Source organism: Mucilaginibacter sp. P25 (assembly GCF_050859465.1).
Lineage (GTDB): Bacteria > Bacteroidota > Bacteroidia > Sphingobacteriales > Sphingobacteriaceae > Mucilaginibacter > Mucilaginibacter gossypii.
The window spans coordinates 3706666-3730832 of the sequence record NZ_CP193937.1; the positions used below are offsets into that span (position 1 = coordinate 3706666).

The 24167-nt window shown below is 43.6% G+C and carries 20 protein-coding genes; 8 read left to right on the top strand and 12 right to left on the bottom strand.

Features of this window, described 5'->3' with window-relative positions; all coding sequences use genetic code 11:
• The first annotated feature begins 134 nt into the window (after positions 1-134).
• The 8 genes from ACRQ5D_RS18755 to ACRQ5D_RS18790 all read left to right on the top strand — a co-directional run bounded on the left by ACRQ5D_RS18755 (position 135) and on the right by ACRQ5D_RS18790 (position 6396).
• Positions 135-602 carry a hypothetical protein gene (locus ACRQ5D_RS18755; RefSeq protein WP_143020820.1) on the top strand — a complete coding sequence of 156 codons (468 nt, stop codon included), beginning with the start codon at positions 135-137 and terminating at the stop codon, positions 600-602.
• Positions 603-723: 121 nt separating this feature from the next.
• The gene (locus tag ACRQ5D_RS18760; RefSeq protein WP_432326209.1) at positions 724-1035 is read left to right on the top strand and encodes a two-component regulator propeller domain-containing protein; all 312 of its coding nucleotides are present in this window, start codon (positions 724-726) and stop codon (positions 1033-1035) included.
• Positions 1032-2117 (top strand): ligand-binding sensor domain-containing protein, encoded by a 1086-nt coding sequence (locus ACRQ5D_RS18765; protein WP_432326211.1) that lies wholly within the window; start codon positions 1032-1034, stop codon positions 2115-2117. Before ACRQ5D_RS18760 ends, ACRQ5D_RS18765 begins: the two co-directional genes overlap by 4 nt.
• Positions 2110-3684 carry a triple tyrosine motif-containing protein gene (locus tag ACRQ5D_RS18770; protein ID WP_432326212.1) on the top strand — a complete coding sequence of 525 codons (1575 nt, stop codon included), beginning with the start codon at positions 2110-2112 and terminating at the stop codon, positions 3682-3684. Before ACRQ5D_RS18765 ends, ACRQ5D_RS18770 begins: the two co-directional genes overlap by 8 nt.
• Before the next feature lie 2 nt (positions 3685-3686).
• Positions 3687-4313, top strand: a complete 627-nt coding sequence (locus tag ACRQ5D_RS18775) for a response regulator transcription factor (protein WP_090524105.1) — start codon at positions 3687-3689, stop codon at positions 4311-4313.
• A gap of 276 nt (positions 4314-4589) precedes the next feature.
• Entirely contained in the window at positions 4590-4955 is a 366-nt protein-coding gene (locus ACRQ5D_RS18780; protein ID WP_091171082.1) for a VOC family protein, read from the top strand.
• A gap of 12 nt (positions 4956-4967) precedes the next feature.
• Positions 4968-5834 carry a helix-turn-helix transcriptional regulator gene (locus tag ACRQ5D_RS18785; RefSeq protein WP_091171085.1) on the top strand — a complete coding sequence of 289 codons (867 nt, stop codon included), beginning with the start codon at positions 4968-4970 and terminating at the stop codon, positions 5832-5834.
• Between the two features lie 388 nt (positions 5835-6222).
• The gene (locus ACRQ5D_RS18790; protein ID WP_176844513.1) at positions 6223-6396 is read left to right on the top strand and encodes a hypothetical protein; all 174 of its coding nucleotides are present in this window, start codon (positions 6223-6225) and stop codon (positions 6394-6396) included.
• Between the two features lie 80 nt (positions 6397-6476).
• On the opposite strand, the gene ACRQ5D_RS18795 is transcribed toward ACRQ5D_RS18790, so the two are convergent.
• From ACRQ5D_RS18795 to fucP, 12 genes are all read right to left on the bottom strand, one after another.
• Positions 6477-7109, bottom strand: coding sequence for a hypothetical protein (locus ACRQ5D_RS18795; protein WP_432326215.1), 633 nt, complete (start codon positions 7107-7109; stop codon positions 6477-6479).
• The gene (locus ACRQ5D_RS18800) at positions 7097-8548 is read right to left on the bottom strand and encodes a hypothetical protein (RefSeq protein WP_432326217.1); all 1452 of its coding nucleotides are present in this window, start codon (positions 8546-8548) and stop codon (positions 7097-7099) included. Before ACRQ5D_RS18800 ends, ACRQ5D_RS18795 begins: the two co-directional genes overlap by 13 nt.
• Positions 8549-8709: 161 nt before the next feature.
• Positions 8710-11049 carry a glycoside hydrolase family 95 protein gene (locus ACRQ5D_RS18805; protein WP_091171578.1) on the bottom strand — a complete coding sequence of 780 codons (2340 nt, stop codon included), beginning with the start codon at positions 11047-11049 and terminating at the stop codon, positions 8710-8712.
• A 31-nt stretch (positions 11050-11080) separates the two neighbouring features.
• Positions 11081-12388, bottom strand: a complete 1308-nt coding sequence (locus ACRQ5D_RS18810) for an alpha-L-fucosidase (RefSeq protein ID WP_091171095.1) — start codon at positions 12386-12388, stop codon at positions 11081-11083.
• Between the two features lie 95 nt (positions 12389-12483).
• Positions 12484-13713 (bottom strand): DUF4998 domain-containing protein, encoded by a 1230-nt coding sequence (locus ACRQ5D_RS18815; protein WP_091171098.1) that lies wholly within the window; start codon positions 13711-13713, stop codon positions 12484-12486.
• Positions 13714-13740: 27 nt separating this feature from the next.
• Entirely contained in the window at positions 13741-14979 is a 1239-nt protein-coding gene (locus ACRQ5D_RS18820) for a DUF5000 domain-containing lipoprotein (RefSeq protein WP_091171126.1), read from the bottom strand.
• A gap of 47 nt (positions 14980-15026) precedes the next feature.
• Positions 15027-15866, bottom strand: a complete 840-nt coding sequence (locus ACRQ5D_RS18825; RefSeq protein WP_431200820.1) for a RagB/SusD family nutrient uptake outer membrane protein — start codon at positions 15864-15866, stop codon at positions 15027-15029.
• Positions 15809-16936 (bottom strand): RagB/SusD family nutrient uptake outer membrane protein, encoded by a 1128-nt coding sequence (locus ACRQ5D_RS18830; RefSeq protein WP_431200179.1) that lies wholly within the window; start codon positions 16934-16936, stop codon positions 15809-15811. The genes ACRQ5D_RS18825 and ACRQ5D_RS18830 overlap by 58 nt, the downstream gene beginning before the upstream one ends.
• Positions 16937-16962: 26 nt before the next feature.
• Positions 16963-20280: a SusC/RagA family TonB-linked outer membrane protein gene (locus ACRQ5D_RS18835; RefSeq protein WP_091171132.1), complete on the bottom strand. Its 3318-nt coding sequence runs from the start codon at positions 20278-20280 to the stop codon at positions 16963-16965.
• 310 nt (positions 20281-20590) lie between these two features.
• Entirely contained in the window at positions 20591-21205 is a 615-nt protein-coding gene (locus ACRQ5D_RS18840) for a hypothetical protein (RefSeq protein ID WP_431200180.1), read from the bottom strand.
• 11 nt (positions 21206-21216) lie between these two features.
• Positions 21217-22461, bottom strand: coding sequence for an SGNH/GDSL hydrolase family protein (locus tag ACRQ5D_RS18845; RefSeq protein ID WP_431200181.1), 1245 nt, complete (start codon positions 22459-22461; stop codon positions 21217-21219).
• 401 nt (positions 22462-22862) lie between these two features.
• Complete coding sequence (fucP, locus tag ACRQ5D_RS18850) at positions 22863-24161, bottom strand: L-fucose:H+ symporter permease (protein WP_091171138.1); 1299 nt, start codon at positions 24159-24161, stop codon at positions 22863-22865.
• Positions 24162-24167 lie beyond the last annotated feature (6 nt).

Below are 24167 nucleotides of genomic sequence, written 5' to 3' on the forward strand. Positions count from 1 at the left end.
AAGTGCAAAAAATGATCTTTATAGGCGAAAGACACCAGCTTGCTGTATGGCCGGGTACGGTTGCATTGCTTAGGTGTGATAGGCATATTTTTTTGATCAAAGCCTACCCACATTTGATCAAAAAAATATCACAAATGAAAAATAAATTTTTATTGGCATGTATAGTAGGGTTATTATCTGCCAGCACCATGTATGGCCGTACGGCCGCCGAAACAGGATACGCCGGCGTGATCCGCGATTTCATTGACAGCCACATGACCTCCAACTTTAAAAAATTAAAATCAATAATGAGTGACAATTCTGTATTGAAGTTACCCCGCGGCGAAAAGGTACTTGTACAGGAAAAAGACGACCTGGTAAGCATGATGAAAAAGGATGCCGGTACCCAGCAAAATTGCCAGTCGGGTTACGAAGTGCTTGCCAAAAGCGATGCCATGGTAATTGCACGGGTTGATTTTAATTATGAAAACTGCACACAGCATGATTACCTGATCATCGAGAAAAATGAGCGGCAGGACTGGAAAATTACCCAGGTTTGCAAAATGTTTGAGGACATAAAAACACCTTTAAATAGCGACAATTCTGTGGTAGCCAAAAACTAAATTTTACTTCCTTAACCGACAATAATTAATCACCCTATTGGGGTGATTTTTTTATTTTAATTAGCTTTAATTTAACTTTTTAATTGCACCCCCATACAGGTAATTTAATTTACGTTTTTAATTGAATAAGCTATCGCGTTTCCCCGTTTTTCTGGTTTTGTGTTTCCTGGCAGGTATGCTATTGTTTACAGGCCGGGCCCATGCACAGAAATACATTTTTGCGCACTATGATATTGAGGATGGGCTCATCCAGTCGCAAATAAACAAGCTATCCATGGATACCGATCATCGTTTGTGGATAGGTACATTTGGTGGCGCCTGCCGTTTTGATGGAAAGGATTTTACTGCTTATACCCGCTTAACAGGTTTACCTGATAATTACGTTGCAACCGTTTTTTCGGATAAGGGGGCTGTACCTGGTTTGGTACCATGAACGGGCTTGCAAGGCTTTATAATGGGCGGATTATAAAGTATAAACCGGATATACCGGTTAAACGCTCTTTTGTAGGTAACATAACCCAGGATGGAGAGGGGACTATCTGGGTTACAGCTGCAGGGATGTTGTTCAGGGTGAAGAATGATAAGATGCAGCATGTCCCTATTAATGATGATCCTGATATTTTTATCACCAGTTTGGCTGTTAATAGCACAGGTTCGTTATATGTGTCTGTTTACAAAAAGGGTATATATCGCCTTAAAGGGCAAAAATGGGAACATGTAATTGATATTGATTCCCAATTTAGTGAGCAAATTATCAAAAGGATTTTTTTCGACCGTTTTGATAAAAACAAAACTTATCTTCTAACCCGCTCGGGTTTGTTATGCGCCAGGAATGGTATGGCTAAACCACTGGATGAAAAAAATATTACCGGAAAAATAAAAGGTCAGTTATTGTGCATTGAACAGGACGCTGATGCCAATATTTGGCTAGGTACCGATAATGGAGCCTATTGTATTATGAGTGATGGTGTGATCCACTATAACTCATCAAACGGACTTACCGATAACTCTGTCCCTGATATTTATTTTGATGCAGATAAAAACTTGTGGCTGGGCAGCCTTGGCAATGGCCTTTACCGCTGCGAAGGCGACAGATATACCGTTTTTGATCGTACACAGGGTATCCCCGAATCAAAAATAGTAATGTCGGTGACTGAAGACTGGAACAAAAATGTTTTAATGGGGATAGATGGAGCCGGTCTTTTGCGATATGACGGGAAAAAAACCAGCGAGGTACCTGTACCAATTGGTTCGCCATATTTAAAGGGGGTGCAGAGTTTATATACGGATAAAAACGGCACTGTTTGGATTGGTACCGGGCAAACCGGTTTATGGCAGTATGATAAAAAGGGTTTCAGACAGGTAAAAAATAGTTCATCTTTTGCCTGCAATTTTATTACTGCCGATGATAACGGTACTATATGGCTGGGCACGTCAATGGGCTGCTTCTATTACCAAAACGGCGGGCTGAAACAATTGGAGGGTATTCCCCCTTATTCTGTCTGCAATGCTTAGCCTGGGGCGCGATTCTATTTTGATAGGCACCCAAAACGGTGTTATGCTTGCTGTAAATAAAAAGATAGTTTCGGGGTTTAAACTTAAATCTTTCCCGGCAACGGCTGTTTACAGCATGATCCGATATCGCGACCTGCTGCTGGTTGGTACAGATGATAGCGGGTTATACACCTGGGATATGACAACCGGGGCGGTAAATATCTATAATGTTGATGACGGACTCAAAGCGAATAGCATTTACAGTCTTGTTGCTGATGAACGCGGCCGCCTTTGGATGGGTACCGGTAAGGGAATTAACCGGATGCAATATGACCCTGCAAAGAAAACTTTTTGGGTAATTGATAACATAGGCTCAAAGGAGCCAGTGGTAGAGGCCAACCAAAACGCTATTATGCACCGTGGGCACGAGGTTTGGATAAGTACCACCAAGGCTGTTATGGTGTATAATACCATGACAAAAATGGTTCCCGCGCCGCCACCGCATGTGTTCATCAAATCGGTACAGTTGATGAAGGAGGATGGCGAAAAACGCTCTTCAATTGACCTTAATGACTGGGCCGAGCTTAAACATAATCAAAATCATTTATCGATATCTTTTCTTGGTGTTTACCTCAAAAATCCTGACGCGGTATCTTACCAGTATAAGCTGGTTGGGCTGGATAGTGCTTTTAGTTCGCCCATGCGCAATAATGTGGTCAATTATCCTTCGCTGCCGCCGGGTACATATACTTTCAAGGTAAAAGCCATAAGCCCCGACGGGCAGGTATCGCCCAAGATGGCCAGTTTCAGTTTTGTGATCATTCCGCCTTTTTATCAAACTTTTACCTTCAGGTTATTAGCCATTATATTTTTAGTTCTGCTGGGTTTCGGGGTACAAAATTTAGTTCATCAACGTAAAATAAAACGTCAAAAGGCAATTGAAGCCATGAAGCGTGAAGAGAAATTAAAGATCCGCCAGCAAACAGCCGAAGATTTTCATGACGATCTGGGTAACAAATTAACCCGGATCACCGTCTTATCAGAAATACTGAATGCCAAAATAGATAAAGAGCAAGCGGATCAGCGCGGAATTGTGGATCAAATAAAGCAAAACGCGGCATCACTATACAACGGTACAAAGGATATCCTGTGGGCGCTCGACCCTAAAAGTGATAACTTATATGAAACCCTGAACCATATCCGCGAAATAGGGATAGAGGTTTTTCATGATGTATCGGTTGATTTTGAGTTTGCTGCCGTTGATGAAGATATACAGCTGGTAAAACTGCCTATGGAATACAGCCGTAACATCACCATGATATTTAAGGAACTGTTAAATAACATCCTTAAACATGCCGATGCCGGACAGGTAGTTTTTGAGCTTGATCAGAGCGATAAAAACGCGATAGCACTCCGGGTTACCGATGATGGTAAGGGGTTTGATAGCAGCGCCGCCCATCGCGGCCGGGGGATCAATAACATTAATGCCCGCGCAAAACGGATCAATGCATCATTGCTCATTAATTCGGAAACAGGTAAAGGCACATCAGTAACATTAAAGTTTAGTAAAAATCAGTTAAGCAATTAAGCATGGCCCGTAACATTAAGGTAAGTATTATTGAGGATGATGAAACCCTGCGCGATGGCTATGCCTTTTTAATTGGTGCTACCGAGGGCTATGATGTGATAAGTACCTATTGTTCATATGACGAGGCTGCTAAAAAAATAGCTGCGGATAAACCCGATGTAATCCTGCTGGATATAGAGCTGCCCGGAGTTAACGGCATTGATGCTATACCCAAATTAAAAAAGCTGTTGCCCAATTGTTATATCTTGATCCTTACTGTTTATGAATCTGAAAAGCAGATTTTTAACGCGCTGGCCAACGGGGCATCGGGCTATCTTACAAAAAACACCCCATCAACCAAGATCATCGAATCGATAAAAGAAGTACGTGAAGGCGGCGGCCCTATGAGTATCAACATTGCACGCCTGGTGATCCGCTCATTTCAAAAAAACCAGGAATCGCCCTTATCCAAGCGGGAAACCCAGATCCTGGAGTTGATAGGCGAAGGCAAAAGCCGTGGTCAGATTGCCAATGAATTGTTCATTGACCTTGAAACAGTACGCAGCCATATCAAAAATATCTACCTTAAGCTTGATGTAAACTCCCGTGCTGATGCCATTAAACTGGCCAGGCAAAATAAGTTGATATAGTTAACGATGCTCCAGTGTTTGGGCACGGTCGCCTCGTTAGATAATCATATCCCCGATTCTGTCCCCACAGATTGCCTATTGTGAACTGATTTCACTAATTCACAAATCCCCCAAATAGGGGGATACTATCCCCCGCGGGTAAAGTACCTTTGATATGTTAAGTAGTTTTAACTGACCGGCTACTGTAAACCCGCTTCAAAAATTATCCTGTTTGCTGCCCCTGGCTAACAGGTTGGTTTCCATCATTAAAATCTGGTTTCCGTTAGCTACTGTAAAATGAAATTGAAATATATACCTGTGTATACAGCCGACTTTGAGGGGCAAATTGATTTTTATACTCAAAAATTAGGTTTCAAAATAACAGGTACAATGACATTTTACGAAGGCAGGGAAAGCACGGTGATCCAGTCGGATAAATTAAATGTGGCGTTGCTTGTAACTAATAATGACAGCAACAGTGATAAGAGTAATATTATCATTAACACTGCCGACTGTTTGAACGATTATCATGTGCTCCGTACGGCTGGCGTATTTTTTTGCAAATCGCCTGCGTATTTACCGGCCGGACTGGCAGCCGAATTTTTAGACCCGGCGGGGAACAAATTTATGTTACTGGAAGAAAGAAATTATAACGAACAATAAAATCATATCACAATGGACTATTCAAAAGTATTACGCAACAACAACAAGATTGTAAGCCGCACCGGCGGCCAGAGGCAGGGGCCGCAGTATACTTCAGATTTAAGCCTTCGCTTTGTATTAAGCGGTAATGAACGTTATGATATTGGCCGCAGGCATTTGTCCATATATCCCGATTCGTTCCTGATCCTGAACAGGGGTACACAATATTCAACCGATACCGATCTGGGGCAGCAGGTACAATCATTTGCCATCAATTTTGATCAGCAGTTTTTGCAGGATTTTAAAGATTGCTGGACCTTTGACAATGACACTTTGTTAACTAAAGGCTATGATAACGGCAAAATACAGCCCGAGTTTAATGAAACTATATATCCGTTTGCGGGCGATATCAAGTACAATGTATGTCACCTGAAACAACACCTGGATAATGGGATGCAGGATGAAATGCTGATCAACGAATACCTGCACCATACGCTCATTAATTATTTTCATATTTATAATGATGAGATCTGTAAAAAAGCAGAAAAACTCGACTTTTTGAACCAGGGTACCCGGGTTGAGATCCTGCGCCGTCTTAACCTGGCTAAGGAGTACCTGTACAGCAATTATAATCAGAATATTAGCCTTGAAGACCTTGCCGAACATGCCTGCCTTTCGGTTAATCACTTGCTGCGCACTTTTAAGCAGGCTTTTGGTTTAACACCGCATCAGTTTTTGATCCAGCTGCGTTTAAGACGCTCATTAATGTTGCTGAAGGACACCCGGTTTCCTGTAAATGAGGTAGTTGGCATGGTGGGTTTTGAATGCCCAAGTTCATTTATCAGGCTGTTCCGTACGCATTATAAAATAACACCGTTAAAATACAGGCAATCAGCATGATACGAAAATTTTTTTGTGTGCCAAGATGGTGCTTTTCACACATGTAGCACGTACTTAACACACTATGTTTGCAGTACCAGATAGTTTTTTGTTAAGGATATTTGGTCAGTTAATAGTTAATGAAAAAGTCAGTAACGCGAGGTCACTGACTTTTTGTTTTTGAGGGTAGGAGGATGAGGAGAACATACAAATGATGTCATTGCGAGCGTAGCGCGGCAATCGCACGGAAGCATGACCGCCCTGTACGGTATGCGATTGCTTCTGTCGTTCCTCCTCGCAATGACATTGAATGATGGTCCTGTCAAAAAAATATGCGAAAATCAACATTTGCCTTCCTTGCTGTAACATTCGCAAAAAAACATCGTCTTTTAAGTTAAAACCTACTGCTATGAAATTTTTTACCATACTGGCCGTTACCGGCGGATTGTTTTTTACTTCGCTCCAGATAGAAAAGACTAACATTGCGGGCATTAAACACAAAAACAAATGCTGCATGGACGCCAAAAAATCAAAATGCCCGCTTGCATGCAAACGGGCAAAATCGGCTAAATTGAACAGTTAAAAACGATACAGGGTTTCATCCCCTCAAAAGGCGTCCGGCGATTAAAGGGGAATCTGTTGCCGGCGCCTTTGCAGTGTTTATTAGTTCAGTTCAAATTTTAATAATTCAGCATCTCCTGCTTTTAGCAAAACGCTTTTTGTGTTTACATTAGTGCCTTGCAGTAACGATTTCGCATTTGCTGCTTTTCCGGCCTCCATACCAATCCTTTTCGGGTCGATAGTATAAACTTTATCAGTTTCACCATAATTAAACAGGGCCAGGTAAAAGCTGTTGCCAATTTTTTGCGTAAACTGCTCGGTTGTACCTGTTTTGGTGTTACCTTCAACTGGCCTGAAGGCTTTTCCATTTTGCACAATTTTCAAAATCTCAGGATTCTGGTACATAGCTTTTGCTCTGCCAGTCCATTGCCCATGTGTCGAAAATTCATCACCGGTTATGAACGTGCCGGTAACAACTGCCGAGAGCATCCTTGCCCTGTTTGCGCCCTCACTTTCGGTTGAAAGTACAACATGGTCGGCATCAATGTAATTATATAAGTAAGTTTGCCACCAGCCGTAATTTACGCTGTTGAGGGTATAGCGGGTATCTTTTACAGTTTTAAAAGCATCGCATGCAATGCGCCTCATATGCGCGTAACGCCCGGTTGCCAGGCTGGGAGAAATGGCAGCGTAAACCAGCATCTGATCACCCAACTGATCAATCAGGTGTTCCATCCCCTTTTATACGCCTGCATACCGGTGGTGATTTTCGGGTCATAAAAATGGCTTGATTCGGCAGCCGCATGACCCAGAAAGTCGATCTTGATCATTTTAAAACCACAGGCTTTTAATTTACCAATTACATAGTCAATATGTTGAAGGGTACCCGGATGGGTTGGATCGGTTGCACGCGCACCGTCAATATCATGATAGGTGTCGCCAACTTTTGTCCATGTTTCGCCGTAGGTGTAGTTGCTGCCTAAAACTTTGCGGTCGGGGCCGCCTTTCCAGCCCCAGTCGGTAAAGGGGGCCCAATACACGCCGGGTTGCAGGCCTTTGCTTTTACAATAATCCGCAAATGATTTCAGCTTACCAAAATCACCTTCCCAGCCACCGCTGATCATATTATCCCAAAACGAATCGAGATCAATAAACGCCGTATTGCCGTTGCGGAATGCAGGGATGCTATCGGCAAAAAAATCCGCTACTTTGATAGCTTTATCGTAGTTGAGTTTTTCCTGCATAACGCCCCAGCTGTTCCAGCCAACAGGAGTGGGTTTTGTCCAGTTAAAAATGTAAGGTGGTTCGGCAATGCGGTTGGCTTTACCAAACTCTTCCATGCCTTTGCGCCAGTCGGCAAACCAGCCTACAAATACTTTAGGCGATTTAACTGTATTGCCGCTGATATAGCCATGGGCAATTTTATCGCGGTTTACAGCTTCCTCGGTGTAGCCTCCCCATACTTCAAAGGTGTTGGCACTATCTTTTTTGGCGATGGTACGCACACCAGTTTTCCAGGTTTCATGCTCAACGGATCCAAACACCAGGCCTTTGCGACTACTGTTATCAAAAACAGTCCCTACTTCGGCACTGGTATTGGTGAGCGGTGCTTTAAATGCTTTTGAATCATAGCTAATGAAGGTATCATTATCAAAAGGCACAAATACCGAACGGGTATCGCCGGGTATTGCTGCCATATTACCGGCTATTGGCTCCATGTAATTTGTTTTCAGGTTTTTGCCTTCAACATAAAGCTCCACAAAAAAGTAACCTTTATGCGATGGGTAAGTATAAAACACCTGCATCATGTTTGGCAAATTATTGCCTGTTAAAGTGAAAGTGTGTTTTACACCTTTGCCAAAGCCATCGGTTATTAAGGTTTTGGCATAAGCAATGCTTTTGTATGCTGTTGAAGTAATAAATTTTCCGTTGACGCTTGCCTTGCTATAGCAATTGCTAAGTACAGTTTTGCCGTTTTCGATAACAGAAAAAGTGCCGGTTTTTTGGTCATAGCTGATGTTGCCGGCCGGGCTATATGAAAATGATATGCCGCCTTGTTGGGAGGGTTGATTAGTGCTGGTTTTAGCTGATGCTGAAGCAATTGCCGGCTGCCAAACGCAAAGCAAACCGGACAATTGCACAGCAATTATAAAACAATTAAGAAATTTTCGCATGAATTTTAGGTTATTAAATGTCTAAGTTACATTTTATTAATTATGTACAAATATGCTATTGGAATTTTAGCGGATTCGTTACACCGTGTGGATTTAATAAAGAAAAACTTGTTGTAAATAAGGCGTCCTTTTAGGATGCCTTATTTGTTTGTAAGAGCTTATTAAGCTTTAACGGCCATTATGCTCTTGATCTGTCCGTTAATTTTTACTTTAACTGTGCGCGGAGTGGGTGAGGTTACTTTGTAAGAGGTTATTTTACCATCTTTCCATTTCATATCGACGGTAAAATTGCCGCGGGCTTTAAGGCCTTTAACCTCGCCCTGTGCTTTCCATGCATCAGGGATAGAAGGAATAAAATCAATAAACCCTGCATGGCTCTGGATCAGCATTTCAGCAATACCTGCTGTTGCTCCAAAGTTACCGTCGATCTGAAACGGAGGGCCTGCGGATAACAAGTTAGGGTATACGCCGCCGCCTGCACCGTAGTTAATATCGGTTTTGATGGTTGGCTTCATCAACTCTTTAAATAGTTTGTAAGTGCGGTTTCCGTCATGCAAACGTGCCCACCATAGTATTTTGTAAGCGATAGACCAGCTTGGGCCGTCGTCGCCACGTACTTCCAATGTTTTCTTAGCGGCTTCGGCAAGGGCGGGAGTAGCTTCCGGAGTTATTTCAGATGCAGGGAATAAACCATACAAGTGGGATACGTGGCGGTGTTGCGGTTCGGTTTCTTTATAATCCTCCAGCCATTCCTGGATGCGCCCATCCTTAGATATAACACCCGGGGGCGGGAGCTTTTTCACTTTAGCAGCCAGTGTTTTGCTGAATGCCTCGTCCTTACCCAGCACTTTACTTGCGGTGATCACATTGTTGAACAACTGGCGGATGATCTGGTTATCGATAGTTGGACCTACGCAGATGCTGGCATGTGTGCCATCGGGCAGATAAAAACTGTTTTCGGGCGATGATGAAGGTGAGGTGACCAACCAACCTGTTTTGGCATCACTGATCAGCATACTGTTGTAAAATTGGGCGGCACCTTTCAGTATCGGATAAATTTGTTTCAGGTAATTTTTATCGCCTGTAAAATCATAATGTTGCCACAGGTTATCGCAAAGCCAGCCCGAACCTACCTTACAAATGCCCCATGATGCGCTTTCGCCAGGCTCGGTAAAGCCCCAGGGGTTAGTAATTACGTGGGCTACCCAACCATCGGCGTTATAGTAGGCTTTAGCTGTTTTTTCGCCATGTGGTACCATGCCTTTAACCAGGTCGGCAAGGGGCAGGTTAAGTTCTGACAGGTTAGAAACTTCAACCGGCCATTGGTTCATTTCAATGTTAATATCCAGGTGATAATCGCCGTTCCACGGGGTGTGCACTTCGTTAGCCCATAAACCTTGCAGGTTGGGTGGCAACAGGCCTACACGGGTGCTGCAGATGCTGAGGTAGCGGCCAAACTGGTAGAATAAAACAGGAAGCCCTTTATCCGCATCTGGATTAGTATGGAAAGCGAGAAGCCTTTGATCGGTGGTTAGTTTATCTGCTTCTGAAGCGCCAAGATCAACTTTTACGCGGTTAAAGAGTTTCTGGAAGTTGGCGATATGCTGCTGTTTTTCCAAAGCATAAGGCTTTTTCATAGCGGTCTTTAGTGCGCCGTCCATTTTGCTGAGATATTGCGGATTCTTAAAATCTGTACCCGCCGATATATAAATGATCACCTCGGTTGCGTCTTTAATAACCAGCGAAGTAGGGGTGCTGCTTAATGAACCGCCGGTTAGTTGCGCCTTTACCCTTGCTTTGTAAGCTACGCCTTTGCCGTCGGTACCATTATCCAACTGACCGGTAAGATCAAGCTCGTTACCTGCTGTACTGGTAGCCCCACGTTCCGGGCGACTGATATTAATGTTCAGGTTAAGCATTCCCGGTTTATCAGCGCTTAGTTTAATCACGTCTACATCATCGCCAAAACTGGTAAAGTACTCACGTTTGTAAGTAACGCCTTTTACCTGGTAAGTGGTTTTGGCCAGCGCGTTGTTTAATGAAAGCTCACGTTCATAGTTTTCGTATTTTACGTCATTGCCCTCAATGCCATTGTATTGGTAGTTCAGGTTCAAGTCGCCCAGCATCTGGAAGCAACCGAAAGGCACTCCGCCCGATCCTTTACCCGTGCATACAAATGATTTATCGATAATGGCTTGCGCTTCCACATTTTTTCCGGCGGCAAGCAAGCTTCTTATTTCGGGCAGTTTTTTATAAGCTTCGTAGTTATTGGCATCCTGCGACGATCCTGACCACATGGTGATATCATTCAACACTACTTTTTCGGCAGTAACATTGCCATCGGGCATCATTCCTAACCTTCCATTGCCAAGTGCAACGGTTTCTTCCCAGCGCTGTGCAGGCTGTTTATACCAAAGTTTTAATTGTTTTGTTTGTGCGTGAGTAAACGTTGTAATACCTGTTATTATTACAGTTATTAGCAGGGGCGTTCTTTTTAGCATGTTTATGTTAATTAGGTTTTCTGTTTTTATTTTATTTACCTGCGGCAATTACAGGGATTTCTTCGGCGTTTTTATTCAATTCCAACACAATCACATTGCTGTTAGCATCGGGTAAGGTTTGCGGCAGGTCAATGATATAGCCTGTGGCATCCGGTTTATAATTTACTTTGGTCCCGCCCAGCACGTAGGCATTGGTTATGTTAACACCCGGCAGGTTAGGCAGCACAATTTTATCACCTTTTTTCTGAAATATGTGCAAATAGATCTTGTTTCCCTTGCGTGTAACAGCATAGTTATCATTAGGGGCAATGGGCCCGCCTTTGGTGCCATAAATGCTTTCACCGTATTTTTTTAACCATAAGCCCATTTGCTGCAGGGTTTCAACCTGTCGTGCTTCAATGCGGCCATCGGGCATTGGCCCAACGTTAAACAACAGGTTCCCATTACCGGCGGCAGTTTTCACCAGAGTTTGGATACATTCCTGCACTGTTTTCATTTTATCATTAGGTTTCCATGCCCATTGCTGGCAGATGGTAATGCAGCTTTCCCAGGGCTCATTCATATTAAGCTGACCGATGTGCTGCTCGGGGGTAAGATAATCACCTACCGATTGATCGTTCAGCTTTTCACTTTCTTTGCCTAAGCGGTTGTTCACAATAACGTTTGGGTCAATACCTTTGATGAATTTGTAAATTTCCTGTCCGTCGGCGTTGGTCCAGGGTTTTTCCCAGTAACCATCAAACCAAAGCAGGTAGGGATGATATTTGGTGATGAGTTCTTTCAACTCATTCTTCATTTGCGTTTTAAAAGCTACCATATCGCCCTTAACGTTCTTTGTCGAATCGTAAGGGTTTGGGATAGGATAGTTAGGGTCGTGCCAGTCGAGCACAGTATGATAGATACAAAAAAGCATGCCCTGCTTTTTGCAGGCTGCGGCAAGTTCGGCTACCATATCGCGTTTATATGGCGTTTTGCTGATGTTATAGTCGGTAAATGCCGATGGCCATAAGGCAAAGCCATCATGGTGTTTAGCAGTGATTACCAGGTATTTCATGCCTGCATCTTTGGCAGCTTTTACAATGGCATCGGCATTAAATAAAACCGGGTTAAACTCCTTGTACAGGTTATCATAATCACCCTGCGCTACTTCTTTGTTGCGGCTCCAGCCAATTTCGGTACCGCGTAAGGTTACCGGTCCAAAGTGTACAAACATGCCGAAGCGTTTGGTCATGAAGTCATCCAAAACCGCTTTGGGCGTTTTTACAGATGCAGTTTGCTGAGCAAAGCTGAGTTTGATTACAGAAAACAGGTAAAGGAGAATAATTGCCGGTTTTTTCATTGCGGAATTTTTGGGGTGAACATTATAGAGGTCTTGGTCTTTATACTTTGTAAAATATGACCAGGCCGCAAGTCAGCCCGGTCATTGGGGTGTTATTAAAGTAGTGCGTTATTCCAGAAGGTAAGCTCGCTCATATTGGTGTAGTTACCCTCGTTGTTTGAGTTGTGTTTGATCCTGATGCGGATGTAACGTACCGCCGGAGGATTAGGATCGAAGTTTACCTTTAATGGCGCGCTGCCGTCGTCGGTTCTTTTGATCTCTTTAAGCAGTTTCCAGCCTTTGGAAATAGATTCGGCAGTCCAGCCAGCATCATTAGCTTTCAGGGTAGTAGCAGCGTTGGTAATATCCGCAATGCCCCATACTTCAAAATTATCGGGGTTGTGGCAGCAGTTACGGCCGGTTTCTTCAATAGCTACCAGGCCTTTGTACAGTGCGCCCATATCAAAAGTGATAACTACAGGCAGCGGACCATTGCCATCGCTATGGAAAATGTTAGGGAAACCCTGCGGGCCTGTACTGCCATCCCAAAGTCTGTCGATATCAGTATCTCCTTCATAAGGCTTGGCATCATTGGCTAAATAAACTTTTTTGAAGAGTTTTTTATCGCAAACAGCAACAGAATTAATGGTTGGGAAATCCTCATAGTTAGCTACATAAAAGGTGTCAAGAGCATTTACCGTTGGTTTAAAGGCTGACAGGAACTGGATCTTCGTATCCGCCTTATAGTCTGCAAGGGTAACCGACATGCTATCAGCACTAAGTTTTCCGAAACTTTCTTTCCCGGCTTTGTTAGTGTATTTTATGTTTGTGAACACATTATGAGCACTGGTATCAACCTTTAAGAAATTAAGTGTGAGCTTTCCATCGGCACTAATTCCATATGGATTGGTAACATTATACCCCCTGTTTGATAAGCCCGATTGATAAATAGGCCCATAAACTCTTACATTGTTGATATCAAGCGGAATAGAGCGGTTGCCTTTGGCATCGTACGAGAAAACAGTGAACGAATAAATGTATTCGTTCAGGTTTGGTATAACAACCGTTAAACTATCCGACGTATTGTGGTTGGTGGAATTGTAAATGATGGAATCAGCCTTGTTGTTCCAGTATATTACGTAACGGGTTATGCTGGGATCGGAGCTTGGGTTCCAGGTAAGGGCTGCGCGCAGGTTTCCGGGGCGCGAGTGTGCGTTGGCAACTGTACCCGGATACTTAACTTCATGACCGTTTAAGTATGATTCAAACTGTGTGTCTTGCTTGCTGCAACCATACAACAGGTATCCAAGCAAATAGAAAGCAGCTATTCTGACAATATTTTTCATGTTCGTTTAATCTAAATGAGTTAATACCTATTGTGGGTTACCATAAATTGAAAGCTCCATCATGTGTGCAAAGTCACCGTTTGACCACGTGTCATGCACCATAAAGCGGAAGTATTTAATAGGCGTTGAACCCGGAGGGATATTAAAGTTAACCCCTGCCGCAACAAAGTCGGCATCGGCAGCATTGGTGAAGCCGGGTGTAAGGCCCGACGGCGGGTTTGGATAATGGTAGTTACCGATATTAATCCAATCGCCAATTACGGTTCCAACAGGGGCATAGTCTGGCAATCTTACATCCTGTGGTGCGTTAATGTTTGATCCCCAAATGCTGAAATCTTTAGGGTTACCATGCGCGTAGGCATACTGATTTGGCCTTTCCCATAATACAAAGCGGCTTAATTGTGCTGATACACCCAGGCTAAAGGTAACCTGTATGGGTGCGGGTGCTCCCGGAGCAGTGTGCCAGCCGTTTGAGTAGCCGTCGGTTTTGTTATCCCAAAGATATGGTACTTCCCAGCCGTATGCGGTCGGACTGTCGGTAGGGGTTTTATATACTGAGAATTTGCTCTTATCCAGCAGTGTTTCAAATATGGGTGTGATATTTACAACGGTAGTATCAGAGATATTGCCAAACTTATCCGTTACATATACACCGAATTTTTGGGATACCGCCGGATACCCTCTTATAGAGTAATTAATGGTATCGACCTTGGTATAATGCTGATCTACAACTTCCAGTGCCTGCGTTGATTTATCAAAGGCCAATAAAATTACACCTATATCTTTTTGATTAGGGTTCATCGCCTTGATGTTTACGCCGCCAAAATCAGATGTGATAGTTAATGTTGGTTTGATGAGCTTGTAAAAAGGCGTATCAGGGTGTACTTTAACGACAAGCGGATCTGACTTTACGTTAGCCCGGCTCACCGAGTAAAGAGTTACCTCGTATTCCTGGCTTTTGGCAAAACCATCAACCGTAACGGTATCTGAGTAATAGCTCGATTTTGTTTGGCGTGTAGTTTTATCATTGATGCGGTACTCGGCCTGCACGTATAGCAGGTTATCTGAGTTTGGCAAATCGTAGGTAATATAAGCACCGCCGTTAAAGTTTTTAACTTTAACATTGGTCACTGCGGCAGGCTTGCTCATATCGGTCGAAACCTCTTTAACGTACCCGTCGTTTTTTTTGCATGAATTTAAGCACGCCATAAACAACGCTGCTGCAAGCACCAGTGCCGTTACCGAATAATTTTTAATGCGTTTCATAATTCTTATCTATGTTGAATTAATTCATTTTTATTTGATGGAGACACTTACCAATAGGTAGTTTGTACCAGGTTGTTGTTAACGATCAGGTCATTATCCTTTATAGGCCAGAAGTAGTTTTTTAGCCCGAAAACCGGCGTTAACACGGTATGCAGCCTGTAATAGTTGCCGGCTTCGGATTCATATATATTCCAGCCCTGTAGCGGTACACTCAATACGCCCTGAATCTCTTTCCAGCGGCGAAGGTCCCATCCGCTTTGTGCCTCAAAACATAGTTCGATACGTCGCTCACGGTGTATGATATCCCGTAGTCCTTCTTTAGTTGTTGGCTTGCCCGGATTTTTTGAATAGGTTGACCATGACTCCAACACCCCTTTTAAACCTGCTCTTGCCCTTACTTTATCAATATAGTTGTAGGCGTCGGCAGTTGGGCCGTTTGCTTCGTTCAGGGTTTCGGCATATAACAGATATAAACCGGCGAGCCTCATTAGCGGCAGGTGATACTCAATAGGCTGAAAACCATCATCATAAACTGAAAGATAATTAGCCAGCTTTTTAGGCCAGTAACCGGTAATGTTAAGGGTGTTCAGGTCTTTAGGGCCTGCCAGTGATCCCGAACCGCGTGCTTCAACATGGTAAGCCTGGTCCTGGTTGTAAATGCCGTTACCATACCAGATGCTGCCATCAAAAGCGATATTAGCATAAAAGCGGCTTTCGCGGCCATAATGCTCATTGATAGTTGTATATCCTTGAGCTATATAGTATTTATCGGCGTCGCCTGCTGTTTTCAGGGCGAAACGGTTGGCATAATCATAATCTTTATCCTCTGTTAACGGTACGCCGTTAGCAGTATAAAAAGCTCCTGCGTTGAAATCGGAACAGCGAATGTTGACGGGTTTGAGAAGATATTAACGGCTGATTTTGGCGTTAACCTTGGTGTTGCATAGCCCTGGCATGGGAAGGTAGGGTTTAATGCCCAGATCAGCTCGGGGTTTACATCCCATTTTTCGGTAACCGCGTTTTGGATGGTTAGCTCGTTACGCAACTGATCTGAAAGGGAACCAACTGTAGGTGGTGCGACAAAGGTGTAAAGTTTAAGCCCGTTGGCTTCGCAGGCATCAATGGCAGCTTTACAGGCATCGGCGGCACGTTTCCATTTTTGCGGGTCGGCAGTACTTGAAAATAAAGGCTGGCCATCTTTGTTTTTCATGCTGGCGTAGTCCGGGTTGCCGTTGAAAAGGGGACTGGCCTGAGTGGCTAACATTTCGGCTTTAATTGATAAAGCGGTTAGCTGGGTAATGCGGCCAAGCTCTTTTGCCTGGTTGGTGATAACCGGCGGTAAATCTGGAATAGCCTCATCCAGTAATTGCACGCAATAGTTAAATACCGAATCAACCGGCGAGCGTTTTACCCTAACCTCTTCGGTGCTTGCTGTTATATCAATATTGGTTTTTACCAGTGGTACAGGGCCGTATAAGCGGCACAGGTAATAATGGTAATATGCTTTAAGGAACTTTACCTCGGCAATCCATCTTGCTTTTTCAGATGGTGAAAGATCAACAGGCTTGTCAATGTTTTCAAGCATGATGTTGCACCTGCGGATAGAACGGAACAACGCCTGCCCGCCATTTTCTCCATCCCACCAATTTACACCGGGGCTTGCGCTGTTTTGCGTGCCACGGATAAGGCTAAAGCCATTTTCATTTAGCGGGTGGTTGGTGAGGTTGTTTGGATAAATGATCTCCGATGATGTGGTGAAGCCGATATTTGATGTAGGATCTGAAAACTGCTGTAAAGTTGCATAGCAGGTAAACAGGTAGTTTTCGGCCTCATTACGGTTCCTGAACGCGTACTCAAGGGTGCCGGTATTATCTGGCGTAACATCAAGATATTTTTTACATGATGCGCCCGAAACCAGGAGCCCTACCAGTAATAAAATTTTATAATATTGTTTCATAATACTAAGTATTGATCAGTAAAAAATTACAGGTTAACGTTTATGCCTAAGTTGAACACCTTTTGTATTGGGTAGGCAAAGCCATTACCGCCAAGTTCAGGGTCCCAAAGTTTAAAGGCGCTCCATGTGTACAGGTTAAGGCCGTTAAAGTAGATGCGGCATTTGGTTACATTTAAGCGCTTTAAAATAGATGGCGGTAATGAGTAACCTATCTCCACCGATTTAAGTCTGAGGAAACTACCATCGCGCATCCACCACGTACTGTTTTGACGGTTGTTTTCGATCTGGTTCCCGGTTACACCTAACCTTGGATAGGTTGCATATAAATCCTGGTTTTCTTCGCTCCAGTGACTATCAGCAAATGCTTTGATCAGCTGGGTATTGCCATATATGTACGGATCGGGGCTTTGAATGAATGGACTGGTACGGCTCGGATCGATAAAGAACGACACACGAGCCTGGCCCTGGAAAAAGCAGGAGATATCAAAGTTTTTAATCCCGGCTGATAAGCCGTAGCCATATACAATTTCGGGCACCGTTGGATAACCAATAAAAGTTTGATCGGCGCCGTCAATTTTACCGTCGCCGTTTAAGTCGCGGTATTTAATATCGCCACCACCCGGAGGAATGCCGTTGGTTGAAAAAATCTGCGAAGGGGAGTTTCTGGCTTCGTTATCGTCTACGAATAAGCGTTCGGCAATATAGCCGTATTGCCTGTTTATTTCCTGGCCTTGATGGTAACGGTAAGCTTCTTTATACTGGGGCTCTTCATAGTTACCGTATTTACTGCTGGCCAGGGTAAAGTTGCCGCGGCCCTGCAGCCAAACATCTTTGTTTATAGCGGCCTTATAATCCATTTGCAGGTCGATACCTTTTGTATCGGCCGTGCCTATATTGGCAGTAACATTTGGGTTTCCATATTGGTCAAGTGCCTCAAGACCCAGTGTTGTTGGCAGCGAACTGCGTGTTTGAAGAATATTATAACGGTGATATTTGTAAACCTCGGCTACTACATTGAGGTTTTTAAACATGGTGAACTCCAGGCCAAGATTTAGCTGGCGCGATGTTTCCCAGGTTACGTTAGGGTTTTCGTAGTTGTTAATGTAAACGCCCTCGCGCCTGTAACCGTTAAAGGTACCAAAATAGGCAGGGTTGCCGCCGTTAAGATTAACATCCGAAAGGAAGAAGAAACGTTGTGAACCGATGGCATCATTACCTACTAAACCATAGCTGGCCCTCACCTTCATGCGGGAGATAACGTCATAAAGCCCCTGTCCCCAGAATTTTTCGTCAGATACGATCCATGAACCACCAATGGTAGGGAAGAAACCATATCTATGACTTGACGAAAAGCGCTCGGTACCGTTATAACCAAAGTTAAATTCCAGGAAATAACGGCTTTTAAATGAATAAGTAGCGCGGCCTGCAAGGGTGAGGTTACGGTAAGGCAGCGAGTATTGAAGGGTTGGCCTGTCAAGTACCGGATCTTTAGCTGCCGAATAAACCGTTTGCTGGCGCGTACCTATCAATGATGCGCTCAGGTTATGGCTGCCAAAAGCGTGATTATAATCCAATACACCCTGAAAATAGATGTAGGTATTTAGGTTATCGGTGCTTGGGTCGCGGTAATAGCTTAGGTACTCGGTGGCTACGTTATTGCCGGTTGGCTGCGGGTTAAGCCAGGTTAAAGTATATTTATTAGTGGCTTTATCGTAGGTATTTACATTATAGTAAAATGGAGAGTAACCCATTTGCGACTGAAAGTATGAATACCTGTTGGTATGGAATAAGCCATGAAAGTTAAGCCCGTCGGTTATAAAATCCAGTTTCTGATTTAACTCCAACTGGGCAGATAACCTTGATTCTGAATAATTTTTATGGCCACGCAATAACGCAGCATATGGGTTATTATATGCGATGGCATTTGATGTTGACCCTGCGTTTGCTGGTGCCGCGTTACCGAACAGGATGTGCTTAACATCGCGGTTGGCCGAATCTGCGGGGAAGTAAGCAGGGAACAATACCGGGCTGGTGTGTACGGCAACGTTATAAAGGTCGGTCGAGAATGAAGCATCGGCAGTAAGAGGGCCATTATACTCATTGAATGAACCGGCAAGCCTTACAATAAGCTCGGTGCTTTTACTTAAGTTGATATTAACGTTTGACCGCAGCTGGTAGTTTTCAAACTTTACGTTGTTGTTGTTATTGTTGGCAATATCCTGCCTCAAAATGCCATGGTCAACATTGTATGAGCCTGACACATAGTAGCGGGCTACGTCGCCGCCACCGCTTACGCTCATATCTGCACGCTGCGTAGCTGTGCGTTTTTTGAAAAGCATATCCAGCCAGTCCACGGCAGGGTAAACATATTTATTGCTACCGGGTGCATTACTGAGCGTTGCTTCGGTATTTAATATTTTATTTTGAGAGAAGGGGAGCGGGCTTAACGGATCGCGGGTTATGGTAGCTTCGTTAAACAGCTTCATATAAGTGATAGGATCGGCCAGCTGCAGCGTTTTGGCCGATTGCGATATGGAGTTTTCCACACGTACATTGATCTTGGCTTTGCCAATTTTACCTTCTTTGGTGCTTACTAAAATTACACCGTTGGCACCACGCGCACCGTAAAGTGCAGTAGCACTTGCGTCTTTCAGTATCGAAAAGCTGGCGATATCATCAACCTGCAGGCGGGCAAGGTCGGTTGTGGAAAGTTCAACGTTATCTATCAAAATAAGCGGATCTTTTTTGTAACCAAAAGTGGTTACACCGCGGATAAAGAAACTGGAATTATCCTGCCCTGGCTGGCCGCTTGGCTGAAAGGCGATGATACCTGCAACCTGTCCGGCAAGTGCATTGGTTAAGTTACTGGCGGGTATTTTCAGGTCGGCGGGTTTAACGGTGGTTACCGAACCTACTACGGCTTCTTTTCGTTCTTTTTTGCCGTAGGCCAATACCACAACCTCATCGAGGCCGCGTTTGGATTCTTTAAGCACAATATTTACTACCAGCTTACCGGTCGAAACGGTGAAGGTTTGATCAATAAAAGTTACGTACGATACTTTAAGGATAGTACCGGGCTCGGCATCTATCACAAACTTGCCGTTAACGTCGGTAGTAGTGCCCAGGTTTTTGCGGTTGACAGCCACAATATTGGCACCTGCAATTTTGCCGCCCAGTGTGTCGGTCACGAGGCCGGTAATGGTTACCTTACTTTGCGCGTGTGTAAATTGCGCTGAGCAGATAAAACTCAGTAGTAATAATACAAAGCAATAAAAACCCGGTGCAGGCCTGTGAAACTGTCTAGGCTCCCGCCGGTTTTTGATCCGTTGGTAAAATTCTTTCATAAAAAATGGTTTGATAATGGTTCTTTATTTTTGAGATTTGGTTGATGGGTTTATTGGTTTCAGGCACCGTTTAAATGCGCAAATGGTAAAAGGTTTTTCCAATGGTAAAAGGATTGATCATTTTTAAAATATGTTAAGTTGACAATTAAAAGTTTTGAGCTGCGTTTACAGCGTATTGCTGTTTTTTAAAAAAATCAATTGGTTAAAAAATAGAGTACCTGGCACGTGTTCCCCTTGCTGTTTTTGTTGCTATCGGTTTCAATTTTCAGGCTGAGCGTATGCGGGCCTTTTTTGAGGTCGGTACTAAAGGTTACATACCAGGGCAGATAAATCCATGAGCTGAACTCTGTGTACAGGTCCATCTTTTTTCAATGCCACCATCGATATTGTAGCTGATGATTCCTGCATCAGGCCCGGATACAATGGCCATGCCTATAGCGGTGCCGGTAAATGGCAATGTTAATGATGAGCCCGGTTTTGTGGCAATAAGCATTGGTTTGTGTACAAAACCTTCGCGGGTGCTCAGGTTATTGTTGGGTGCCCAATCGGGATTAAAGGCCCATCCGTTCAAATTTTTTGCGTTTTGAATACTGTAATAGCGGCCATTATTGAGGTTAAGCGCGTTAAGCGGTTTGGGCAAGGGATTTGCTTTAGTAGCAGCAGCCGGCTGTTTGTTAAAACATGAATTGAGCAGGCTTTTTATGGTGGCGAAGTAAAGTTCCTGTCCGTAAATCGCTGGGTGCAAGTCTTTAAAATCATATTGCCATGAAAACTCATGGTTATTAAGTTTATCCGTAACCTCTTTGGCCAGGTTAATGGATGGCAAGCCATAATGTTCTGCAATTAATTCGTGATTTTTGATTTGCATCGGGATTTTGCCATTGTTGTAATCTTTGATCTTATCCGGATCAACAAATGACATCATGACGATGTCAATCAGCGGATTGGCTTTTTTGCATGCCTTACAATTCCTTCGAGGGCCTGTACCTCGGTAAGGCTGTCCAGTCCGTTCACGTTATCGTTTACCGCGGCTTCAACAAACATCAAATCAACCTTGCCCGAATCAAGCACATCCCGCTGTAAACGGAATGCATGCGGTACACTACCTAACGAGGGTATGCCGGCCTGTATAAGATGAAAACTGGTTGCGGGAAAACGTTCGGTAAGGTAACGGCTTATCTTTTCGCGCCAGCCGGGGTTATAAGTAATTGATCCGCCTAAAAAAGCTACTGTAGCTTTCTTGCCTGCACTGAATACACTAAGACTGTTGGCCAAGCCGTTACGGGTTATAAAGTAATCGGTATATGGCAGCACTTTTTTTACAGGATAGCAGTAGCTTATGATCATATCAGCCCAGTGCCCGGGATTTTCGATAGGGAAGTGGTGCCCGTTCAATTCCTGCGGACCGGCAGTTACCGGATATATCATCATCGGCCCGCCTAATGCGGTATAACGTTGAGCAAGGATGTTGGTGTTTTCGGCATTGGGTACCAGTTTATCATTGATACCTATGATATGCATAACCGGTACCTTAAAAGCAGCAAGGCCGTCAAGGTTATCAATAGGATTGTCTTTGTAATCAAGCGCTTGTTGTTCGGTAAAGTGATACACCTGTTGCAGCTGTTTCCACAGAGCGGCATCGCCCGGGGCACTTAGTTTACCTCCCGGCCAGCTTTCAATATTGCAAACAGGGGCTTCATTATAAATGCAACTAATTTTATCAGGATTGCGTTTGGCCCAGCCATATACATATAAACCGCCACGACTAACGCCTTCAAGGGCAACTTTGGCAGCGAAAGCTTGTTTAGCTGTTAAATACTGATAAAAAGCATCCCAAACCTGCAATGCATAGGGGCTGCCATATTGATCATCAACATTTACGAAAGCTACATGAAAGCCTTTGGCTAACAGGATACTATCAATATCGGTATGCCAATCCGGAAATGAAGCCCGCCAAACCCATGGATTACCTTCGAGCGCCTTTTTAGGTTTTACATAATAAGCTTTGTGGGGGCCTATGGTAATATTAACACGTTCAAATCCCTTCCAGGTATCGTTAGGTGCATTTTGAATAGTATATACGGCGTGGGTATTGCCCGCACTTACATTTTCATGATCTTGTGCTGAGGCAATACCGGCCGTGAACCCAAATAATAGCGTAATTAGTAAAGTTTTAATCATTCAATTTTGGATATAAAAATTCCACTTCAAAAACTTCGTCCTTTTTTTGGATTCTGGTTTTTGATTAAAAAATGTTTTGTAAACTTTTAGTAGCTGGCGTTTATAATCAAGGGTAAAAATATGGAGGGTATTGGCAATAAATTGTACTTAAATTGATTTGTTTCGATACTATTTTGACATCGGTTTTTTGATTTTGAGTAAAAAATGACTTACTGAAACAATTTAGTTGTATTAAGTGTAGTTTTCACAACAAAATAATATTGAAACGCAAAAAGTTGCGCAATATGGTATTGGCTACTTTTAGTTAATGGTTCATTGTTGATGGTTCACGGCAGCATCAGGTGCAGCGAACGCTCAGAAACTTGCGAGGTATTTAAAACTTCGTAAGCTTAATAAGTAGGTTAGTGTCCTATTGCTGTCAACTGTGGTTCTTCGGATTCATTCGAATAAGTTTTGTTTTTTACCATATAGCCTTTAATTCCGTAATATAGTACGTACACATAGCAAACCAGTGGTGCAATGAATGCCATCTTAATGCCTGAATGATCTGATATCAAGCCCATTATTGGCGGAATAATGGCTCCGCCTACAACTCCCATGATGAGCAGTGATGAAGCTACCTTGGTATAGTCCCCTATGCTTTTGATGCTAAGCGTAAAAATGATAGGATACATCACCGAGGTAAACAGTCCTACTATTGACAGTGAAATTATGGATAAGTAACCGCCGGTAAGTACCGATATCAATATCAGCGTAAATGCTCCGATACTGCATAGGGTAAGCACTTTATTGGGTTTAACCTGCTTAAGCAAAAACGCACCCAGCAAGCGCCCGGTTAAAACCAGCGCCATGTAAAGTGTAATAAACAGGGCCGATTTTTGCTCGGTAATACCAGTAATATTCAATGATTTTGTATAGCGAATGATAAAACTCACCACGCCAACTTCGGCACCCAAATAGGCAAAAACTGCTAATACGCCCAGCATAGTATGCCTGAATTTAAATACTCCCGATAGTTTTTGACGGTTGTTACCCTCATGGATAACCGGCAATTTCAAAAAATAAAGTACCACGCAAAGGGCAATAAATAGCGCAGCCAGTGTCAGATAGGGTGGGATAACCAAATGCGCCTCGTTGTTTAAAAACGCCTTTAGTTGTTCGGGGCTAAAGGATTGGATAAGCTTTGCAGGGATATCCTTTTCGTGCAATAAAAATTTAGAACCGATGAATGGCCCTATAGTGGCGCCCATTGAACCAACGGCCGCAGCTAAGCTTAGCCGGCTCGACGCATGATCCGGATCGCCAAGTTTTGAAATATAGGGAGTAGCCGTAACCTCCAGTATGGCAAAACCCGATGCCATGGTAAACAATGCCAGCAGGAACACAGGATAATACCTGGTGGTTGCTGCCGGATAAAATATGGCAGCTCCAATAGCAGCTAATATAAGCCCGGTAAGCATCCCGGCCCTGTAACCCATGTTTTCAATGAAACGCCCTGCAGGCAAGGCCATCAAAAAATAAGCCCCAAAAAATGCCGACTGGATTAGTGACGATTGCAGGTCGGTTAGCTGGCAGGCACGCTTGAGGTGTGGAATAAGCACATCATTGATATTGCGGCTCAGGTTCCAGAAAAACATCAGGCTCATTACTATCAACAGCGGAGCCAGATATTTTGATGCATTACCATTGATTTTGTTCATGGTTAA

Coding starts and splice junctions, on each gene's coding strand:
- ACRQ5D_RS18755 (WP_143020820.1), top strand. CDS start 135: ATGAAAAATAAATTTTTATTGGCATGTATAGTAGGGTTATTATCTGCC.
- ACRQ5D_RS18765 (WP_432326211.1), top strand. CDS start 1,032: ATGAACGGGCTTGCAAGGCTTTATAATGGGCGGATTATAAAGTATAAA.
- ACRQ5D_RS18770 (WP_432326212.1), top strand. CDS start 2,110: ATGCTTAGCCTGGGGCGCGATTCTATTTTGATAGGCACCCAAAACGGT.
- ACRQ5D_RS18775 (WP_090524105.1), top strand. CDS start 3,687: ATGGCCCGTAACATTAAGGTAAGTATTATTGAGGATGATGAAACCCTG.
- ACRQ5D_RS18780 (WP_091171082.1), top strand. CDS start 4,590: ATGAAATTGAAATATATACCTGTGTATACAGCCGACTTTGAGGGGCAA.
- ACRQ5D_RS18785 (WP_091171085.1), top strand. CDS start 4,968: ATGGACTATTCAAAAGTATTACGCAACAACAACAAGATTGTAAGCCGC.
- ACRQ5D_RS18790 (WP_176844513.1), top strand. CDS start 6,223: ATGAAATTTTTTACCATACTGGCCGTTACCGGCGGATTGTTTTTTACT.
- ACRQ5D_RS18795 (WP_432326215.1), bottom strand. CDS start 7,109: ATGGAACACCTGATTGATCAGTTGGGTGATCAGATGCTGGTTTACGCT.
- ACRQ5D_RS18800 (WP_432326217.1), bottom strand. CDS start 8,548: ATGCGAAAATTTCTTAATTGTTTTATAATTGCTGTGCAATTGTCCGGT.
- ACRQ5D_RS18805 (WP_091171578.1), bottom strand. CDS start 11,049: ATGCTAAAAAGAACGCCCCTGCTAATAACTGTAATAATAACAGGTATT.
- ACRQ5D_RS18810 (WP_091171095.1), bottom strand. CDS start 12,388: ATGAAAAAACCGGCAATTATTCTCCTTTACCTGTTTTCTGTAATCAAA.
- ACRQ5D_RS18815 (WP_091171098.1), bottom strand. CDS start 13,713: ATGAAAAATATTGTCAGAATAGCTGCTTTCTATTTGCTTGGATACCTG.
- ACRQ5D_RS18820 (WP_091171126.1), bottom strand. CDS start 14,979: ATGAAACGCATTAAAAATTATTCGGTAACGGCACTGGTGCTTGCAGCA.
- ACRQ5D_RS18830 (WP_431200179.1), bottom strand. CDS start 16,936: ATGAAACAATATTATAAAATTTTATTACTGGTAGGGCTCCTGGTTTCG.
- ACRQ5D_RS18835 (WP_091171132.1), bottom strand. CDS start 20,280: ATGAAAGAATTTTACCAACGGATCAAAAACCGGCGGGAGCCTAGACAG.
- ACRQ5D_RS18840 (WP_431200180.1), bottom strand. CDS start 21,205: ATGATGTCATTTGTTGATCCGGATAAGATCAAAGATTACAACAATGGC.
- ACRQ5D_RS18845 (WP_431200181.1), bottom strand. CDS start 22,461: ATGATTAAAACTTTACTAATTACGCTATTATTTGGGTTCACGGCCGGT.
- fucP (WP_091171138.1), bottom strand. CDS start 24,161: ATGAACAAAATCAATGGTAATGCATCAAAATATCTGGCTCCGCTGTTG.